Source organism: Helicobacter sp. 11S02629-2, assembly GCF_002272875.1.
Taxonomy (GTDB): domain Bacteria; phylum Campylobacterota; class Campylobacteria; order Campylobacterales; family Helicobacteraceae; genus Helicobacter_I.
On the sequence record NZ_MLAN01000004.1, the window covers coordinates 18165 to 36438 of the forward strand.

The 18274-nt window shown below is 35.5% G+C and carries 16 protein-coding genes; 7 read left to right on the forward strand and 9 right to left on the reverse strand.

Features of this window, described 5'->3' with window-relative positions:
* Nucleotides 1-9: 9 nt before the first annotated feature.
* The 6 genes from BKH40_RS03550 to BKH40_RS03575 all read right to left on the reverse strand — a co-directional run bounded on the left by BKH40_RS03550 (nt 10) and on the right by BKH40_RS03575 (nt 6505).
* Nucleotides 10-2157 carry a RelA/SpoT family protein gene (locus BKH40_RS03550; RefSeq protein WP_095277023.1) on the reverse strand — a complete coding sequence of 716 codons (2148 nt, stop codon included), beginning with the start codon at nt 2155-2157 and terminating at the stop codon, nt 10-12.
* Between the two features lie 28 nt (nt 2158-2185).
* On the reverse strand, nt 2186-2410 hold the full coding sequence (locus BKH40_RS03555; RefSeq protein ID WP_095277025.1) for a DNA-directed RNA polymerase subunit omega: 225 nt from the start codon (nt 2408-2410) through the stop codon (nt 2186-2188).
* Nucleotides 2411-2532: 122 nt separating this feature from the next.
* Nucleotides 2533-3960, reverse strand: coding sequence for an exo-alpha-sialidase (locus BKH40_RS03560; RefSeq protein ID WP_095277026.1), 1428 nt, complete (start codon nt 3958-3960; stop codon nt 2533-2535).
* Nucleotides 3957-4979, reverse strand: coding sequence for a dihydroorotase (pyrC, locus tag BKH40_RS03565; RefSeq protein WP_095277028.1), 1023 nt, complete (start codon nt 4977-4979; stop codon nt 3957-3959). Before pyrC ends, BKH40_RS03560 begins: the two co-directional genes overlap by 4 nt.
* Before the next feature lie 36 nt (nt 4980-5015).
* Nucleotides 5016-5858: a hypothetical protein gene (locus BKH40_RS03570; protein ID WP_095277030.1), complete on the reverse strand. Its 843-nt coding sequence runs from the start codon at nt 5856-5858 to the stop codon at nt 5016-5018.
* Nucleotides 5859-6016: 158 nt separating this feature from the next.
* On the reverse strand, nt 6017-6505 hold the full coding sequence (locus tag BKH40_RS03575; protein WP_180675097.1) for a methylated-DNA--[protein]-cysteine S-methyltransferase: 489 nt from the start codon (nt 6503-6505) through the stop codon (nt 6017-6019).
* A gap of 99 nt (nt 6506-6604) precedes the next feature.
* On the opposite strand from BKH40_RS03575, the gene BKH40_RS03580 reads away from it, so the two are divergent.
* Together BKH40_RS03580 and BKH40_RS08705 are read left to right on the forward strand one after the other, a co-directional pair.
* Nucleotides 6605-6985 carry a group III truncated hemoglobin gene (locus tag BKH40_RS03580; protein ID WP_095277031.1) on the forward strand — a complete coding sequence of 127 codons (381 nt, stop codon included), beginning with the start codon at nt 6605-6607 and terminating at the stop codon, nt 6983-6985.
* A 54-nt stretch (nt 6986-7039) separates the two neighbouring features.
* A complete protein-coding gene (locus BKH40_RS08705; protein WP_180675099.1) occupies nt 7040-7183 on the forward strand; it encodes a hypothetical protein in 144 nt (47 codons plus the stop codon).
* 244 nt (nt 7184-7427) lie between these two features.
* Here the strand turns inward: BKH40_RS08705 and BKH40_RS03585 are convergent, their stop codons facing one another.
* Both BKH40_RS03585 and BKH40_RS03590 read right to left on the reverse strand, forming a co-directional pair.
* On the reverse strand, nt 7428-9353 hold the full coding sequence (locus BKH40_RS03585; protein ID WP_095277033.1) for a glycosyltransferase family 9 protein: 1926 nt from the start codon (nt 9351-9353) through the stop codon (nt 7428-7430).
* A gap of 59 nt (nt 9354-9412) precedes the next feature.
* The gene (locus BKH40_RS03590) at nt 9413-10483 is read right to left on the reverse strand and encodes a glycosyltransferase family 9 protein (RefSeq protein WP_095277034.1); all 1071 of its coding nucleotides are present in this window, start codon (nt 10481-10483) and stop codon (nt 9413-9415) included.
* A gap of 129 nt (nt 10484-10612) precedes the next feature.
* On the opposite strand from BKH40_RS03590, the gene BKH40_RS03595 reads away from it, so the two are divergent.
* Both BKH40_RS03595 and BKH40_RS03600 read left to right on the forward strand, forming a co-directional pair.
* Entirely contained in the window at nt 10613-11851 is a 1239-nt protein-coding gene (locus BKH40_RS03595; RefSeq protein WP_095277036.1) for a molybdopterin molybdotransferase MoeA, read from the forward strand.
* 13 nt (nt 11852-11864) lie between these two features.
* The gene (locus BKH40_RS03600; RefSeq protein WP_095277037.1) at nt 11865-12281 is read left to right on the forward strand and encodes a universal stress protein; all 417 of its coding nucleotides are present in this window, start codon (nt 11865-11867) and stop codon (nt 12279-12281) included.
* A 146-nt stretch (nt 12282-12427) separates the two neighbouring features.
* Here BKH40_RS03600 and BKH40_RS03605 read toward each other — a convergent pair whose 3' ends face one another.
* Entirely contained in the window at nt 12428-13510 is a 1083-nt protein-coding gene (locus BKH40_RS03605) for a glycosyltransferase family 10 (RefSeq protein WP_095277039.1), read from the reverse strand.
* A 363-nt stretch (nt 13511-13873) separates the two neighbouring features.
* Between BKH40_RS03605 and tcuC the strand changes: the two genes are divergently transcribed.
* The 3 genes from tcuC to tcuB are packed head-to-tail and all read left to right on the forward strand — an operon-like array spanning nt 13874 to nt 17698.
* Complete coding sequence (gene tcuC / locus BKH40_RS03610; RefSeq protein ID WP_095277041.1) at nt 13874-15190, forward strand: tricarballylate/proton symporter TcuC; 1317 nt, start codon at nt 13874-13876, stop codon at nt 15188-15190.
* Nucleotides 15171-16622 (forward strand): FAD-dependent tricarballylate dehydrogenase TcuA, encoded by a 1452-nt coding sequence (tcuA, locus tag BKH40_RS03615; protein WP_275542234.1) that lies wholly within the window; start codon nt 15171-15173, stop codon nt 16620-16622. Before tcuC ends, tcuA begins: the two co-directional genes overlap by 20 nt.
* Entirely contained in the window at nt 16619-17698 is a 1080-nt protein-coding gene (gene tcuB, locus BKH40_RS03620) for a tricarballylate utilization 4Fe-4S protein TcuB (RefSeq protein ID WP_095277042.1), read from the forward strand. Before tcuA ends, tcuB begins: the two co-directional genes overlap by 4 nt.
* The last annotated feature ends 576 nt before the right edge of the window (nt 17699-18274 follow it).

Genomic DNA, 18274 nt, shown 5'->3' on the forward strand with positions numbered 1-18274 from the left:
CCTTAGTATTTAATTTTGATATGCGTCTTTTAAGCTACTAAACTCCACAATCTTATATCTTCTGGTTATATTTAACTTAATTTCTCTTATATTTTGACTATCAGCTTCAAATATAACCTCAGCTAAAGTCTGAAACTGCTTTTTATAAGAGTCATAATTGACCTTTAAGACATTAGCTTGAAGCCTTCCAAGGGCTGCTAAGAAGTCCCCTAAAACTCCAACCTTATCTTCAAAAGCTACTAGAATCTTATAAGCCACCTTAGTGTTGGTCGCCCATTTTACAAAAACTTGACTTGCTTTATTATTAATTTCTTCATTTGCTTTATCACACATCTTATGATGCACTATCACTTTTTGTCCAGACTTAATGGCAACTATGGAATCTCCATACTTTGGATGACAACAGTAGTCAAATGTGGTTTGATTTATAGTTCTATTAGTAAAAAGTACTAAGTTGTCAAAGATTAAAGGTTTTAGCTTTATGGAAGTAAACTTCATCTTAGAAAAAAAGCCAGAATCTAACTTATAGGTATCTTTTATCTGATTACGCAGATCTTTGAGATAGGCTATATCAGTAACTGCCCTAATGCTTTTTTCTTCTAATCCATGCTCTTTTATATAGTCTTCAAAAAGAGAGTGCTCTCTATTAAATATAGTTGAAAGCATGTTTATCACACTTTTTTTATCTATATCTTTTATCTTGTTGTTGCACAAGATTCTCATACGGCTTTTTGCTCTAGAAGTCCTTACAGAATCTATCCAAGTACACCTTGGAGTTGCCTCTTTGTCGGTTACTATATTAACTATATCTCCACTTTTTAGCTTTTGTAAAAGAGAAGCTTTTTGATAGTTTACATAGGCTTCTTTTGCAAAATCCCCAACCTTACTATGTATAGCATAAGCATAATCAAGTGCAACTGAGTTAACTGGCAAGGTTACAGTATCGCCTTTAGGAGAAAAAACAACTATATCTTCTCTATAAAGCTCATTAGTTGCTAGCTCGTAAAACTCTTCTATTGAGTTATCGCTATATTGCATATTTTGCAGCCAGTCCATGCTAGGGTTTATACCACCAGTTTTATACTTCCAGTGTGCCGCTACGCCATACTCTGCGCTTTTATGCATGTCAAAAGTACGTATCTGTATCTCATAAACTGATGCCCCTTCAAACACAGTAGTATGTATAGTCTGATAGCCATTTTCTTTAGGCAAGGCTATATAGTCTTTTATGCGTGAAGGTATGGGCTTTAAGTTAAGATGGACTATGCCTAAGACTTTATAGCAATCAAGTGGGGTTTTAACTATGACGCGAACTGCTAGCAAATCTAGCATCTCATCTATGCTTATACCCTTTCTTTGCATCTTAAGATAGATAGAATAAGGTCTTTTAACGCGACTTTGGATCTTAAAGTCATCACTTAAAAAGCCCTCTTTTAAAAGCATCTTGCTTATAGTTTGCGTAAAGCTATTAAGCTTTAACTCTAGGTCTTGTCTTTGCTCTTGTAAGTATGATTCTATCTTTTTATACTCATCAGTATAGATATAATAAAAGCTTCTATCTTCAAGCTCGTTTTTAAGACTAGAGATCCCAAGTCTATGGGCTATAGGTGCGTAAACCACTAGCGTTTCTTCACTTATCCTAATTTGCTTTTTAGTAGATAAGGCATCAAGAGTTAGCATATTATGCATGCGATCGCAGATCTTTATAGCAAGCACTCTTGCATCTTTTATGCTAGCTATTAGCATCTTTCTAAAAGATAAGGCATGTGCTGTCATTTTTTCATTATTTTGTGCTGAAGGTATCTCTTCGTTTCTTATCTCTACTATCTTAGTTAAAGCATCTACTAAGTCACCTACTGCCTCACCAAAGTTAGCATAGATATAGTCTATATCACAAAGCGTATCTTCAACTACATCATGAAGCAAGCTAGCACAAATCATCGCCTCATCACCACCATAAAAAGCAACTAGTGAGGAAACACAGATAGGATGTATGACATAAGGGATACCAGACTTTCTAAGCTGGTGTTCGTGAAACTTAGTAGCCGTGTCTATGGCTAGGGTTATCTTTGGAGTAAACTCATGTAAGGATTGAAGTTGAAGTAAAGAGCCCTCTATGCTTTTTATCTCTTGTAATGTTTTAAAAAACTCAAGCACACTCTTCCTTCGATTAACTTAGTGATTTTTAAATACTATCTATTCTCTCTATACCTATTAGACCATCTGCTATCTCTTGTAAAGCGATATCAGGTAACTTATCTATACTTAAGTCAGCAGGTATTAAAGGAAGGGCTCCTTTTTTTATCTCTTTTACTCTAGCAAAGATTAAGTTTGCAAGCTTATATCTGTCATTGTCTACTTGCTCTAAGGCCCTAGCTGTGATTTCTTCACTTCTTGAAATGTGATCCATATGCAAACCTTTATATAAAGTAAAGCTGATATTCTATCAAAGATTTGTGATTTTATTTTCCATTTCTATGCTTTTGGTGTGATAAATGCTTATAGCATTTATTCTAGTTTATTTAAAACTTTTTACTTATCACTAGGATTTTGCTTTTCTTTAGCCTTACTTGCGTGTTTGCCTTCTTTACTATATTCACTCTTTTTTGACTCACTCTTTCTTGTGCCTACTTTTTCACTTAGAACTTTTGTCCTTGCAAAATTGCTATTTATTTTAGATTCCAAACTAGTATTGCTATCTTTTTGCAATAACTTTTCTTTCTCTTTTAAAAAGCTAGTATTCATACTTATAATGCCTATGCTTTCATTGCTATCACTAAAAGCTATATAAGCATAATCTCCATTAGTCACTATACTAGGGTAGCTAGCATGGCCTTTTGGTCTATAAGCAAGTGTGTCAACTTTTACAAAGTCCTCTCCTTCAAAAAGTGCTAAAGATAGCTTCTCTCTAGTATTTTTTTCTGTGCTTTCATCCATCTTACTAGCATCGCCACTATCAACTTCATTATAAACCATAGCTACTATGTGATTAAGATTAAAAAGCCCTATAGAAGAATCAAAGTTATTAATAGTGCTTTCATAAGGAGTGCCAAAAGTAAGCGTGCCATTAGCAGTTTTACAAGTTTGAAGATAAAGTTTAGGACTAGTAGTATGAGAGCCATTTCTATAAGCAAGCAAGCAGTTATACTTATCAAAAGGCACAAGTGAGGGCTGAAGCAAGAAAGGTATAGTAGTAGGTCTTAAAAGCATAGCTACATTAAACTTAGAATCTAGTACTGCTAAAAGTGGCAGCTTTCTACCCATTTCAAAGTAGAGAGGAAGTAAGGTTCTATTATCATCTAAGCTTATAGGCTCAGTCCTTACTAGATGGCTAAGGTTAAAAAAGCTTGAAAGCAAGAAGTGGTTTACTAGCTTAAAAGGGCTTTTAGTAAGCCTTCCTTCAAAGTAGTCTTTTACCTCTTTTATAGGTGCACTTAAAAGATAGATCCTTGCAGTCGCCCAGCCCCCAAAGCTAGGAGCTACCACACTTAGATAGATAGTATCTCCTTTAGTAAAAAGCACAGGATTCCCAAGCTTAGATATATAGTGCTTAGTCTGATATCTTAAAGTCATCCTATCTAGTATAGGAAGGACTTTAGAGTGCCTATCAGAGTTGGCATCAGTTGAATAAAGACTTTTATCCATGTGATAAGAGTACTGTTTTGGATAAAAGATAGATGCATAGATTTTTACATCCTTTGCCCCCTCCCTACTCCCGCCAAAAAAGCCTACTAGATAAGCGCTACTATCAATCCTAGCTATACTTGGACTATGGACTACATGTGTAGTGCCTTTTATATAAGAGACATTAATATAGCTTTTTGACTTTGCTAGCTTGCTTGAAACTTTTGCAGTCTGCAAGCTAGCTTCCTCAAAGTGCAAACCCTTAGTAACCGCGTAGTAAAGCATCCCTCCAAATGCTATGATGCCTAAAAGCACATAAAAGACTATATGTTTCATGAGATAGCTTTTATCCTATACTCAAGTGTATCTCCACCAAAAAGCACTTTTATATCACCTAGGCTTGAAGTTATGAAATCTGGCACTTGATAGTCTTTTTTTTCTAAAGTCACAAACTTATCTTTTGCAAAGCTTAGGTTGTAAATCCTAACTGCATTATCACTTATAAAGCTTTGTAAGTTTTCTAGTTTGTTGTGCTTAGCAAAAAGGCTAGTAAGGAAGGGTAAGATGATAGGGGCGTTAAAGATACCAGCTGCACCTTTTAGTTTAGATTCTATAGTGTGAGGGGCTGAGTCAGACCCAAAGCTTACTTTTGCATTAGCACTTAAGGCTAGTTCTAAAAGTGCATCTTTATCAGCCTTGGTCTTTAGTACAGGCTTACAGAAATGATGTGGATTAAGCATGCCTCCTATAACATCATCTAAAGTCATACTTATATGATGGGGTGTTAAGGTCGCATAGATATTTTTATACTCTTCTAAAAGCTTTATAGATCTTTTATCACTCATGTGTTCTATTATGATTTTTAGATTTGGAAAGCTTTTAGCTAGCTCTTTAAACACACTTGCAAACTCATACTCCCTATCCATACTAAAGCCGCTACTTTCGCCATGTATACTAAGTATAAAGCCCTTAGTTTCTGCATACCCTAAAAGCTCTAAAAGCTTAGAATCTAATACATCACCAACTCCAAGACTAGAGTTAGTAGTAGCCCCTTTTGGATAAAGTTTTAAGATTTTAATGCCCTTTTTTTGCGCACTATCTAAGTCCTCTTTGCTTAACTCGCTACTTATATACAAAGACATCAAAGGAGTAAAGTTTTCTTCCTTGCTTAAAGATAGAATCTCTTTTTCATAGCTTTCAACCAAACTAGTATGAATTAGTGGCTTTTTAAGATTAGGCATGACTAAAGCTAGGCTAAAAGGCTTTGTAGTATAAGGAAGCACAGCTTTTAAAAGCTCGCCTTCTCGCAGGTGAAGGTGCATATCAAGAGGGTTTTTAAGAGTGATACTATCCATGGTTTAATCCTTAAAGTAGATTTAAGATTATATCTTTTAGCTTTCTTCTTTTAGTAAAAAGTTTATCCAGCTAGCACTCCAGCTAACAAAACCAAGTATTAAAAAGCAAAATCTAGCATTATAAAAGTCACTATTTGACATGGCATTAACACTTACTAGTATGACTAAGATTCCAAGTGCAAGCATAGTTATATTTACATAGTCATAAAAGCGAAACAAGGCCTTTTTCATAAAAGCCATAACTAAAAACATAATAGCCCCTATCAAAAATAAAAATGCATCTATATAAAAAAGCTTATCAGAAGCCGCAAAACTTGGTTCTAAGATAGCTGCAAACAAAAAGATAACTATGGTAGTTTTATTAGGCTCTAGTATGCTTAAAAGGCGCCCTGTTCTTGAGCTAAGATTAAGACTAAGTGAGATAAGACGATAAAGCACTGGCAAGAATATAAAAAAGATAAAGCTTAAGAAAAACAAGATTCCATTTAACGAAGCAGCATAGCTTGAAAACTTATAAAACCTTATATCTTCTTCTACACTTATCTCATTAACCACTATACTTTTTGCGTGATCTAGCAAGTGCCAAAACAAAAAAAGTAAAAAAAGTAGCGATAGCACACAGGCTATACTTAGTATCAAGATGGCTTTTTTGGATTCTGAAGTTTTGCGTTTATAAATAAAACTAGCTGTATAAAAAATACTAACTATCCCAGCTATACAAATAATCATAGAAAAGACATCATAAATCCTTCCATTTTTGCTAAGCAAGATAAAGAGTTGAGAAAAAGTTGTCGTAAACTCTGAGGCTAGAAGGGCAAGCATGGTAAAAAGAGCTAGTACAAAAAATGTATAAGAGCTAATTATGATGTTATGCTTCATAGCCTACCTAAGTTTAGATTTTTATTTCCATGCTTTTAAACACCGCATTATATGGGAAATATGCGAACTTAAACTCACAACCACTTAAAAACCACTTTAGCCAGATTCTTAAACCTAAGGATTTTTAGCTTTTTTAAAACTAGAATCTAGTAGCTTTTTTAAGCCCTTAGCCCTTTAAAGCTTGCCCCTTCAAGCCTTAGTAAAAACCTCTTCATATCAAGCCCATAAGCATAGCCCCCAAGTCCTTCATCTGCAGCTATGATGCGGTGGCAAGGCACTATGATGGCTATTTTGTTTTTAGAGTTTGCATTACCTACAGCACGACACGCACGCGGATTATTAATAGCAAAGGCTATATCTTTATAGCTTGCAACTTCGCCATATTTTATATCTAAAAGGGCGTTATAAACTGCTAGTTCAAAAGGGCTTCCTTTCAAAGTTAAAGGCACACTAAAGCTTTTTAGTTTCCCTTTAAAGTAGGCATCTAGCTCATTTTTAGCTTCTAGTAAAAGGGGAGTTTTCTTATCTTCTTCTAGCTTATATCTTTCTAACTCATACTCCTCTTTTATAACTAGCAAAGATTCTATGCCTTCTTTTCCTTCTAAAACTATCTTGCCTATAGGACTTTGATAAATCAAACAAGCCACTTTTTATCCTTTTAGGTAGTATAAATTGATTTATGTAGTATATAAAGTTTAAAATTTTATATAAGCTTTAAAGATATTTATATAAGGAGCATAAACCACATGAAACAAACTGAGATAACACCAGAAAATATAAAAATGCTAATGGATGACTTTTACGCACGTATAAGAAAAGATGAGCACTTAGGGGCTATTTTTAACTCAGTCATAGGCACTGATGAAGCTAGCTGGGAAGCCCATAAGATAAAGATAGCTAACTTTTGGCGTCATATGCTTTTAGGCGAAGATACTTATAATGGCCTTCCTTTAAAAGTACACCTTGAGTTAAAGCCTTTCCCAAGGGAGAGATTTAGCGAGTGGCTAGGGCTTTTTGAAAAGTCTTTGGATGATATCTACGAAGAAGCCCCTAAGAAAAAGATCTTAGAGAGGGCACAAATGATAGCTAGTAGATTCCAAAAGATGATGTATGAGTTCCCTCACTAAAATCTAAAAAGGGGTTTATAGCCCCTTAGCCACGATATCTAAAAGGCATATACTATGAAAGAAAACATTATCTTAGTCATTATAGGAATCCTAGCTTTAATAGGAATCTTTAGCATGGTTAATCAAACCCTAAGTATCATCTCATTTATAGTCTTAGTCCTAGTCATCTTTTATAAGATATATAGGATGTTTAAATAGATTTTAAAGTTAGATATTAATAACTTAACACGCTACTTACTGCTTAATGGAATCTAAAAATAAAAAAGAGAAGTGCTAAGCTACTTCGTCATATGTTAAGAAAGATTGGTCTAGCTTTAAGCTTTTTTTCTTAACTTCTTTTCTTGACATTTTTTCTTAGCTTTTTTTGAAATAATGCAGTGTTTTAGCTTTAAAAACAGCACAGCAAAGATAAATCTTACATAGCCAAATTTTAAGAAGGGCTTTACCCCCCCCCCCCCGTATCTTTTATACAAGTTAATCCCACTTTTGGCTTAAAGTCTTGTACCACTGCTCCCCTTAAGTACTCATGCCCGCCAAATCTAGGGTGAGACTTATCAAGCAAAGTGATCTTAGCTTTTAAACTACTTAGCTTTAAAAAAGGTGTGTCTTTATAGAATCCAAACCCTAGCTTTTCTAGACACTCCTCTGGCACTAAGAAGTTAGCCCCTAGTATCTTTGGTGCATGTCCAGCCTTACAAAAGTCTATTAAGTATCTATTAAGATGGCTTTCATCATGCCACACTGCTATGACATCTTTTTGCAAGTCAGATTCCACATTAGCATGCAAAGTGCTTATAAGTTCTAAATACTCTTTAGCCCTGCCTCCATTTAAAGCACCCATAACATAGGCAAAGCCTTCATCTTCTTTTATGCAAGCTAGGGAGTTTAAGTCTTTGTGGTAGCTATCTCTAAAACTATCCCTACTATCCCAAGTTAGATCTTCTTTGATATAAGAAAAAGACGGATGCCTTGCAAAAACCAAGCCTTCTTTCTCTGAAGGAAGCACCTCTTTAGCTTGTATGTCTTCTAAAACTAAAGCATTAGCATTAAAGAAAAAGATGTAGTCAAAGTTAGCAAGCCTATCTTTGATGCTTTCAAACATAGCAAAACGCTTTAATGTATCAAAGGGCCAGCCTAGCTTTTCTTGCTTTATCTTTACTACATTATCATGAGTGCTTATATTTGCAGAATCTGTAAATACAAAGTAGGTCTTTTTAGCACTTGTCACAAAGTGCTTTTCCATACTTTCATAAAAGTCATTAAAAAATATGTCATATCGTCCTAAGGCTATATACAAAATGGCTATCTTTTTATACCTGGGATCTAACTTTTTTAACTCTAGATCAGCTATCTTATAAACCTCATCTACTTTAATGGCATCCATATTAACCATCCTTGGGTCGTTATTATCAAAACTTGGGGGCTTATAAGACTTAGCACCATAAAAAATCCCACTAGGTGTTATATAAACATCATCATCTTCTTTTGTAAAAGCAGCCCACCTAGTTGGGTTAATCTGCAGTCTATCTGGGTAAATGCCAACTATCCTAACACCAAGAGCTGCTGCAATATGTAAGGTACCAGTTGCATTAACTACTATTAAGTCAGCAAGTGAGATAATGCTTATTATCCATCTTAGTGAACCCGGCTTTAAAAAGTTAGATTCTTTTAAGTTACCTCTTTTAAAAGTAAGTAGCTCTTTCATCTCAGAATCTGAGCCAGTAACTAAGACATTATAGTTCTCACTTAAAAGGCTAGCCACTTCTAAAAACTTCTCCCTACCCCACTCTACCGTGCTTTTAAGGCTTCCTGGGTGGACTATAACTAAGGGGCGTTTGTTTGCAAAGCTAGATTCTATATACTTTAGAGCTTCTTCTTTTTCAGCCTCACTTACAAAAAGCTTAGGATAAAAGTTAGTGCTACAACCTAGAGGCTTTAAAAGCTCTAAGTCATAAAGTGCTTCACTTCTATTACAAGCAGAACGGTTTTGGATGACGCGTTTAGTTAAAAGAAGTGAGTAAAGCTTTATAAAGTTTCCAAGTCTTATCTTAACTCTAGCTTTAAAAATAGCTGGAAGTGCAAACTTATCTGGTGCAAAAGATATGGATATATCAATCTTTGCAGCCTTTATACGTGATATAAGTGCTTTTTGATCAAAAACGCCATTAGTATTTAAATCTATAAAGCCATCAACAAAGGCATGATGTTCAAAAAGTGGTGCTGTGTAAGAGTTTACTAGATAAAAAACTTTGGCATTTTTAAATCTAGTCTTTATAGCTTCAGCACATCCTAAAGTTAGCACTACATCTCCTATATGATCAAGCCTAACTATCAAAAAGTTATAGCTTTTATCTAAATCCAACTTCATTGTGCTTTTACCTTTTTAAAATACATTTATACATAATACGTATCTTGACTGTTTAGATTCTATATTTTTTTAAGCTCTAAGCAAACTTCCTTATAAACATCATCTACTTTTATAACACTCATATCAGTTCTTTTTGGATCATCTTGACTGAGATCTGGCTGTTTATAAGTTTGAAAACCGTGATATACCCCACTTGGAGTTATATAAATCCCATTATCATCTTTAGTAAAGCTACCCCATCTAAGGCAGTTCATAGTTAGCTTATCAGGATAAAAGCCTATAGTTTGCACTCCTAAAGCTCCTGCTACGTGCAAGGGGCCAGTGCTATTAGTCATAAATAAAGAGGCTTCATTAATAATGCTAATAAACTCCCTCAAACCAACTGGCTTTAAAAAGTTGTTTTCATCTAAGTTTTTAGCTTCTTTAGTTTTAAGTATGCTTTCTATTTCACTAAGACTACCACTAACTAAGACGTTATAGTCAGACTTTAATTTATTAGCAAGGTTCAAAAAGTTTGCTATACCCCAATCTTTAGAGTTACCATGACTTCCGGGATGCAAAATCACAAGTGGTTTTTTTTGACTGAAATTAGATTCTATAAAAGCTTTAGCTTTTTGACTTTCTTCTTTTGTTATATAGAGTTTTGGAAAAAAAGTATTAGTCTTTCTATCATAGGGTGTACAACCTAGAGGCTTTAATATTTCTAAATTGTACTCAGCTTCATTTTTCAAGCAAAGAGAGCGTTTTTGCCTTACTCTTTTAGTCAAAAGAAGTGAGTAAAGCTTTATAAAACTTCCTATCCTTATAGGAATACCTGCTTTATATATGGCTGGAGTAGTCTCTTTATCAGGCACAAAGGATATAGAGATATCAATATGTGCTTTTTTTAGCCTATCTACTAGTGCATCTTTATCAAACTTACCATTAGTGTTTAAGTTTATCATGCCATCCACAAAGGGGTTGTTTTCAAAAAGTGGCTCTGTGTAGTCTTTAGCTAGGTAGTAGACTTTAGAGTTTTTAAACCTAGTCTTTAGGCTTTCAGCCACTGGCAAGGACAAGATTACATCACCTATGTGATCAGGTCTAACTATCAAAAAATTATAGCTTTTAGAAACATCTAGTTTTATCAAAGTCGCACTCTCCTTATATATTGCAAGAGCTTAGGTTGTTTAAGGCTTAATTATAAAACAACTTAACTTTGTTTGCAGAATCTATTAGGTAGAATCTACTCTTACAATCGACTCTATGGAGGATACATCATGGATACTAAAGCCTTAAGCCTAGAAGACTTTTTTAAAGTAGTAAGCACTTTGCCTAGCTTAAAAAGGACAAAACTTGAGCCACTAGATAACGCACTTAACCAAGTGCTAAGTGAAGATATATATGCACCTTTTGCCCTTCCAAGCTTTACTAACTCTGCTATGGATGGCTACTGCGTGGATGCTAGCTTGTGGCATGATGGGGATACTTTTAAGGTTAAAGCTGAAATTTACACTGGTATGGATGTAAAAGAAGCTATCAAAGAAAATGAATGCTTTCTTATAACAACAGGCGCTAAGATTCCAGAATCTATAAAAAAACCAAGCATCATCTTAAAAGAAGACAGCAAGATAGAAGGTGATAAAGTCACTTTTGACCCTCACGCCTTAGAGCACAGCCTAAGATATCAATCACACGTAAGACTAAAAGGTGAAAATGTAAAAGAAGGCGCGCTAGTTTTAAAAAAAGGTACAAGATTAGGCTTTGGCGAGCTAGCAGTTTTAGCAGGCTTTGGCTACAAAGAAGTAAGCATCTATGAAGCCCCACGTATCGCTATCTTTAGTAGTGGTGATGAAGTAGTAGAATCTGATAACAGCCCAAGTAAGCTTGAAGAAGCTAAAGTTTATGACATCAACTCTCACTCTGTATTTTTATGTCTAAAAACTTATGGTTACAGGGCAAAAAGCAAGGGGCACTTAAAAGATAACCTTGATGAGTATATAAAGGGTTTAAGTGATGCTTTAAAAGAATCTGATGTAGTTATAACAAGTGCAGGAGCAAGTGTAGGAGGCAAAGACTACACAAAGCAAGCCCTAGAAAAGCTTGATGCAAAAGTACACTCTACTAAGCTTTTAATAAAGCCGGGTAAGCCTTTTTTGCTTTCAACTATAACTCAAGGTGAAGCCACTAAGTTCATCCTCTCTCTTCCGGGGAATCCAAACGCAGCCATTATGAATACTATGCTTTTAATTATCCCTATCTTAAAACATATAAATAATACGCATATGTGCTACACAAAAGTCCTAGCTACTAATAAGCTAGAGTTTAAGGCTAATTCTAAGCTAACCATTAATGTCTTAGGTGTGTATGAAAATGGCGAGTTTAGTATCTATAAAAACGGCGAGATAAACTCAAGTGATATCTACGCTTGGAGTGCAAATAACGCAATAGCTACGCTTCATTACAAAGAAGTCGTTCAGAAAGATGATAAAATAGAAGTCATACTTTATAAAATATAAAAGGAGGATAGTCATGGTAAAGATTCTATTTGGTGTGAGTGACACAGAGGAATGTAAAAAGGCCATACCTGCTATCATAAAAATATTTGGTCACAGAGATGATGTAGTCATCCACCTAATACACGTCGTGGCAAACACTGTCGTCTTTGCAGAAAGTGGGATAGTTGACTATTCAGCCCTAGAAGAGCCTCAAGAAGAAGAAAGCAATGAAGTCTTAAACTACTTTGCAGACACTTTCACAAAAGAAGGTATACACTGCAAAAGATACCTAAGGCATGGCGACCCAATAGACATAGTCTTAGAAGAATCTCATAGACACGACTTACTAGTCATAGGAGACTCTGAACACTCTTTCTTACATAAAGTCTTTAGCTCTCACGGTAGCAGTTTCATACACAACTCTCCAATACCAGTGCTTATCGCTAAGTAGTTTTAATCACACAACACACAAAGCCTAGATAATCTAGGCTTTTATTAGATTCTACAAATAACTTCAAAAAACAAATATAATCAAAATAGTGTTTTGCCAAATCTTGATTTGCTTTTAATAGCCCGCCATCTAAGCATAAAGGCTGCTTAGCGTTTTTGTATCTTGTGTATCTTTTGGGCTAGTTTGTAGCGCGCTTCCCTTCTTTTAGTCCTATTCACAATAAAAAAAGTACCATACTTTGCTAGCCTTGGTATGCCTAGGTAGCCACCATTAACATCGCGTCCAAAGTTTTTATCTTTATGATAGATATCTCCTTCTTCTATAGCGTGGGCTAAAAACTGTGAGAGTTTTTCTATATTAAAGTTTTCACAAAACTCATCATTATTCAGTGGATTTGCACGTAGCATCTTTAAGTAAAGGGCATCATCACTATCAAGCTTTTTTATATACTCTAAAGCAGATTCTAAGTTAGCAAAGTCATTTAGGTTAATAAAGCTTTCTTTATTAAAGTCTAAGTTTACATCGCTTGCTCCCCAGTAGATTGGCACACTGCCTGCTAAAAATGCATCCATAATCTTTTCAGTCACATAGCCTTTATGAGAAGAGTTTTCTATAGCAAGGGAGAACTTATAACCACTTTGAAAAGCTATCTTGTCCTTAACTGGCCCACCTATATTATTAGCAGCACGCCCACCGCTGTCTACTTGTTTATACTTACTAAAGCTATGCAAAGTATCCATACGCATAGATTCTATATTAAAGTCATTAGAGTAGATGATGTTGCAAAACTTACGATCTAACATAGCCCTATCATCACGCAAACGCAAGCTTTTATATTCATCTTTTTGAAGATCAAAAAACCCCTTCCAGATATAGTGAGGCACTCTTAAGTGTCTATCCATATAGCTTAGGCGTTCAAAGCTTAAGGCGTAGTCATAGGCGTTAAAGTTAGGGCAGATATTTTCCCCTATATAAATGATACGTTTGCACTTATATTCTAGTGCACTAGAGCCAAAGACTGAGCAAAAGACTACTTCGGGATTTTTACTATCATGTACTAGGTCGTAGTTATAGCTTAGGGCATTATGTAGTAGGTTAAAGTCTTCTTTAAAGTCATCCCAAAAGTCTATAAACATAACTCTAAGCTTTTTTTTACTTTTGCTTTTTAGGCTAGTATCTCTTTTATCTCTAAGTCCTAGTTTAATTTGAAATATCTCATAAAAGTTCACAGTCTTCCTTTTCTAACTTGGCTTAGTGTAGTTTAAAAATCTTAAGCCATTTATACTGGCGTAATTATATCTACTTCATTTTGTGTGCTAAAACTTAGATACAAAAGGCTTTAACGCACGCTACATAAATGAAAGTAAAACATAAAGTAACTTTATGTTACATATATAAGCATATTTATCAGACCATGCTTTAAATCCATACCTATGCTGTTTAGAACTGATGCTTTTACCTCTTTTTACTCAAAAAAGTATCTTAAAGTAACACTAATAACAAATATTTTATATTTTCCATACTATATGGAACAAAAAACTTAAAAACCATCTTGTATTATATTTACATAACCCAAAACAACAGAGGCGATAATGGAACAAAAGTTACAAGAAGAACCACCCAGTCGTTCTAAACTAAAAGAGGCAGGTAAGATTTTTAAAGTTTCAAGTGGAAACTTTATGGAGATGTATGACTTTGCAGTCTATGGCTTTTATGCAGCTTTCATAGCCCAGACTTTTTTCCCTTCTCATAGTGATGCTATAGCTATACTTAAAAGCTTTGTGGCTTATGGTGTTGGCTTTTTGATGCGTCCTTTAGGAGCTATATTCCTAGGGGCTTTTATGGATAAGTATGGTAGAAAAAAAGGTCTTTTGCTAACCCTTAGCATCATGGCATTAGGCACCCTTTCAATCGCCATAACCCCAAGCTATGAACACATAGGCATTTTAGCACCTATCATAGTAGTCATAGGACGCTTGTTGCAGGGCTTTTCTGCTGGGGCTGAGATAGGTGGGGCTAGTGTCTATCTATCAGAAGCAGCCCCTAAAGGACTTAAAGGCTTTTATGTAAGCTGGCAAAGTGGTAGTCAGCAAGTAGCTACCATCTTTGCAGGGCTTATAGGGCTTTTACTTTTCTACTTACTGGGAGATAAGCTTACTAGTCAGTGGGGCTGGAGGATACCTTTTTTCATCGGCTTTTTAACAGTCCCTTTTATACTTTACATACGTAAGTCACTTGAAGAGACTTCTACATTTAAAGCAATGGAGCATAAAACGCCTAAAACTTTAGGGGCTATGTTAGTAAACTTAGCTTTAAACTGGAGGATTATCATCCTAGCTATCATGTTTGTGATGATGACTACAGTTACTTTTTACTTTATCACAGCTTATACACCTCGCTTTGCTACAAGTGCTTTAGGACTTAGCAAGCTTGATGCTTTTACGCTTACTGCCATCATTGGCGTAAGCAATTTTATCTGGCTGCCAATTTCAGGCTATGTGAGTGATAAGATAGGAAGAAAGCCTATAGTCTTAGTTATGACTTTTTTAGGGCTTATAACAGCTTATCCAGCCCTTCATTTTTTAACAAGTGGACATATTAGCTTTGGCAAAGTTATAGCAGTAGAGCTTTGGTTAAGCTTCATATTTGGTGCATATAATGGCGCCATGGTAGTAGCTTTATCAGAGTTTGTGCCAAAAGAGATTAAAGCCTTAGGCTTTAGCTTTGCTTACTCTATAGCAGTTGCTATATTTGGAGGCTTTACTCCTGTAGTAAGTGAACTTTTAATAGATTCAACCAAAGATCCAGTAAGTCCTGCTTACTGGCTTACTTTTGCAGCATTATGTTCTTTTATAGCAGCCATTATAGTTTTTAGAAAAGGAGGGATTTATGACAAGGCAAGTAGATAGTATGGAAGAAGTAGATTGTGATGTTTTAATAGTAGGTGGGGGTAATGCCGCCTTAAGTGCTGCTATTAGTGCTAGGGAAAATGGTGCTGATGTCATAGTACTAGAAAGCTCCCCAAAAGCATGGCGTGGAGGTAACTCACAGCATACTAGGAACTTACGCTCCATGCACTATGGTCCAACAGATGTTTTAACTGATACTTATAGTGAAGATGAGTTTTTTGAAGATATCTATAAAGTGACAAAAGGACAGACTAATGAGGACTATGCACGTTTTGTTATAAGAAATACACCAGAAGCAGTCAAGTGGGCTAAAAGCCATGGTGTACGTTTTCAAAGCTCTTTTAGTGGTACTTTGCAGCTTGGCAGGACTAATGCTTTCTTTTTAGGAGGAGGTAAGTCACTACTTAACTCTTACTATAAAGAAGCTAAAAAGATGGGTATAAAGATACTTTATGATCACGAGGCTATAAACTTAACTATAAAAGATTCTAAGATCAAAAGCTTAGAGGTAAGAGATACTCTTAATGATAGAATCTTAGTCTTTAAGCCAAAGGCTTGTGTTATAGCAAGTGGAGGCTTTGAATCTAATCTTAACAAGCTTCGTGAGGCTTGGGGCGATGCTGCTAAAAACTTTTTAGTTAGAGGGACTAAGTTTAACCAAGGCAAGATGCTTTTTGCACTTAAAGATGCAGGGGCTAAGATCATAGGAGATCCAACCCAAGGTCACATGGTAGCAATAGATGCTAGGGCGCCTAAATATGATGGCGGCATAGCATCTAGGGTTGATTGCGTAAGTCTTGGAATCGTCGTAAATAAAGATGCTAAAAGATTTTATGATGAAGGTGAAGACTTTTGGCCTAAACGCTATGCTTTATGGGGGCGACTAGTAGCAACCCAACCAGACCAGATAGGCTACTCTATCACTGATGTAAAGGTCTTAAAGCTTTATATGCCACCACTTTTTGAGCCTATAGTTGCAGATTCTTTAGATGAGTTAGCAGAAAAAATTGGGCTTGATAAAGATGCTTTAAAAGCAACAGTAGATGAGTTTAACGCCCATGTCATAAAAGGTAGCTTTAATCACACAGTGCTTGATGACTGCCATACAGAAGGGCTAGAGGTTGAAAAAACTCACTGGGCACAGACTATAGATAAACCTCCATTTTACTGCTATCCACTCCGCCCGGGCATAACTTTTACCTATCTTGGAGTAAAAGTCACAAAGGATGCAAATGTAGTTATGGAAGATGGAAGCATCTGCTCTAACCTTTTTGCAGCAGGAGAAGTTATGGCGGGTAATATCTTAACTCAAGGCTACTGTGCTGGCTTTGGTATGAGTATAGGCTCTGTATTTGGACGTATAGCAGGACGCGAGGCTGCTAAATCAAGAAAGGTTATTAAAGATAAAGAATTAGTTGGGGATGCAAAATGAGTGAGAATAAAGAGTTATATAGTAAAGCTATAAGGCTAAGTCAGATTTGTAATGCGTGTAGATACTGTGAAGGATTTTGTGCAGTTTTTCCAGCGATGGAAAAAAGACGTGAGTTTGATATAAAAGATATGGACTATCTTGCAAACTTATGCCATCAGTGCGGAGAGTGCTTGTATGCTTGTCAGTACGCCCCACCACATGAGTTTGATATAGTAGTATCACGCGACTTTTCTAGCGTTAGAAAAGAAAGCTATAAAAAGTTTGCTACGCCTAACTTTTTAAGCCTAGCCTTTCAAAAAGCAGGACTTCTTACAACTATACTTTTACTTATCATCATAGCTATATTTTTAGCTGTGGCTAGTGGGAGTTTTAGCAAGGATGTAGGTGGTAACTTTTATGAGATCACAAGCTATGTGACTATGGTTAGTGTTTTTAGCATCTTTGCAGTTATAGCTATCATCATGATAGTTATAAGTTGTGTTAAGTTTGCAAGACATATAGGCTTTAGTGGTGTTAGTTTTATAGACTGGATGAATGCTTTAAAAGATGCCCTTACTTTAAAAAATCTAGGTGGGCATAAGTCTGAAGGCTGTACTTTTCCAAATGGGGAGAATAGATCAAATATCCGTCGCTACTTCCATCACTGTGTATTTTATGGCTTTGTGCTTTGTTTTATAGCTACGGTCATAGCAGCGATATATGATCACTTTTTAAACTATCACGCACCTTATCCCTTCCTCTCTGCGCCAAAGCTTTTTGGAACCATAGGCGGTGTGCTTTTAGTTATAGGCTGTATAGGACTTTTTAGCATCAAGCTAAAAGCAGACCCTGAGTTAGTTGACGCAAAAAGCTTAAATATAGACTATGCTTTAATTTTCATGCTATTTTTAGCGGCTTTAAGTGGCTTACTACTAATGCTACTTAGAGAAACTTCTGTGCTTCCTTATATACTAGTCTTGCACTTAAGTACTATCTTAAGCTTTTTTATAATCGCTCCTTACTCAAAGATGATGCATCTTTTTTACCGTTTTCTTGCTCTTGTAAAAAACGCTAAAGAGTGCAGACTAGAGAAGTAAAAGCTTAATCTATCAATAAAGGCCGAGTGTATATCTTTATATTTAAGAAGATAAAAAAAGAAGCTATCTTTTATATCATTTGCAAGACTACTTTAGCAGTCATGGCAATTAGATATTTCTTCCATTTATTAAAGAAGGATTCTTTAGCCCTTCCTCTCTTATAGAAGGGCTTGGGGAAAAAGGGCTAAGGGGTAAATAAGAAATAGCACGACTACATCTATATATTTGTCTTGGTGCTATTAGGCACTTAGTGTCGATTAAAAACTCATAAAAAGAATCCATAAAAAGTAAAAAATTGATTTATTATAATTGAAGTAGAGGTTGCCCTAAGAGGGTTGCAGCCTCTTAGGTGTATATCTCGTTCCAAAAAGGAAGGAGGTGATGCCTAATGAAAAAGATTCTCAAAATCTTAGTTTTCATTATACTAGTTATTTTATTAAGCTTAGCACTAAATTAAACTAAGAAAAAAACTAAAAACTAGAAAAGGCGCTTCTCAAAAAGCCTTTTAGCAAGTCTAGTTTTTAGTTAGTCTTTTTCAAAGAAACTTGCGCTATCGCTTGTTTTTTCACCCTCTTG

Bases quoted from the DNA above. Each gene is read 5' to 3' on its own strand.
- BKH40_RS03560 (WP_095277026.1), bottom strand. From the start codon at position 3,960: ATGAAACATATAGTCTTTTATGTGCTTTTAGGCATCATAGCATTTGGA.
- pyrC (WP_095277028.1), bottom strand. From the start codon at position 4,979: ATGGATAGTATCACTCTTAAAAACCCTCTTGATATGCACCTTCACCTG.
- BKH40_RS03600 (WP_095277037.1), top strand. From the start codon at position 11,865: ATGGTAAAGATTCTATTTGGTGTGAGTGACACAGAGGAATGTAAAAAG.
- tcuC (WP_095277041.1), top strand. From the start codon at position 13,874: ATGGAACAAAAGTTACAAGAAGAACCACCCAGTCGTTCTAAACTAAAA.
- BKH40_RS03580 (WP_095277031.1), top strand. From the start codon at position 6,605: ATGAAACAAACTGAGATAACACCAGAAAATATAAAAATGCTAATGGAT.
- BKH40_RS08705 (WP_180675099.1), top strand. From the start codon at position 7,040: ATGAAAGAAAACATTATCTTAGTCATTATAGGAATCCTAGCTTTAATA.
- tcuA (WP_275542234.1), top strand. From the start codon at position 15,171: ATGACAAGGCAAGTAGATAGTATGGAAGAAGTAGATTGTGATGTTTTA.
- BKH40_RS03585 (WP_095277033.1), bottom strand. From the start codon at position 9,353: ATGAAGTTGGATTTAGATAAAAGCTATAACTTTTTGATAGTTAGGCTT.
- tcuB (WP_095277042.1), top strand. From the start codon at position 16,619: ATGAGTGAGAATAAAGAGTTATATAGTAAAGCTATAAGGCTAAGTCAG.
- BKH40_RS03570 (WP_095277030.1), bottom strand. From the start codon at position 5,858: ATGAAGCATAACATCATAATTAGCTCTTATACATTTTTTGTACTAGCT.
- BKH40_RS03555 (WP_095277025.1), bottom strand. From the start codon at position 2,410: ATGGATCACATTTCAAGAAGTGAAGAAATCACAGCTAGGGCCTTAGAG.
- BKH40_RS03595 (WP_095277036.1), top strand. From the start codon at position 10,613: ATGGATACTAAAGCCTTAAGCCTAGAAGACTTTTTTAAAGTAGTAAGC.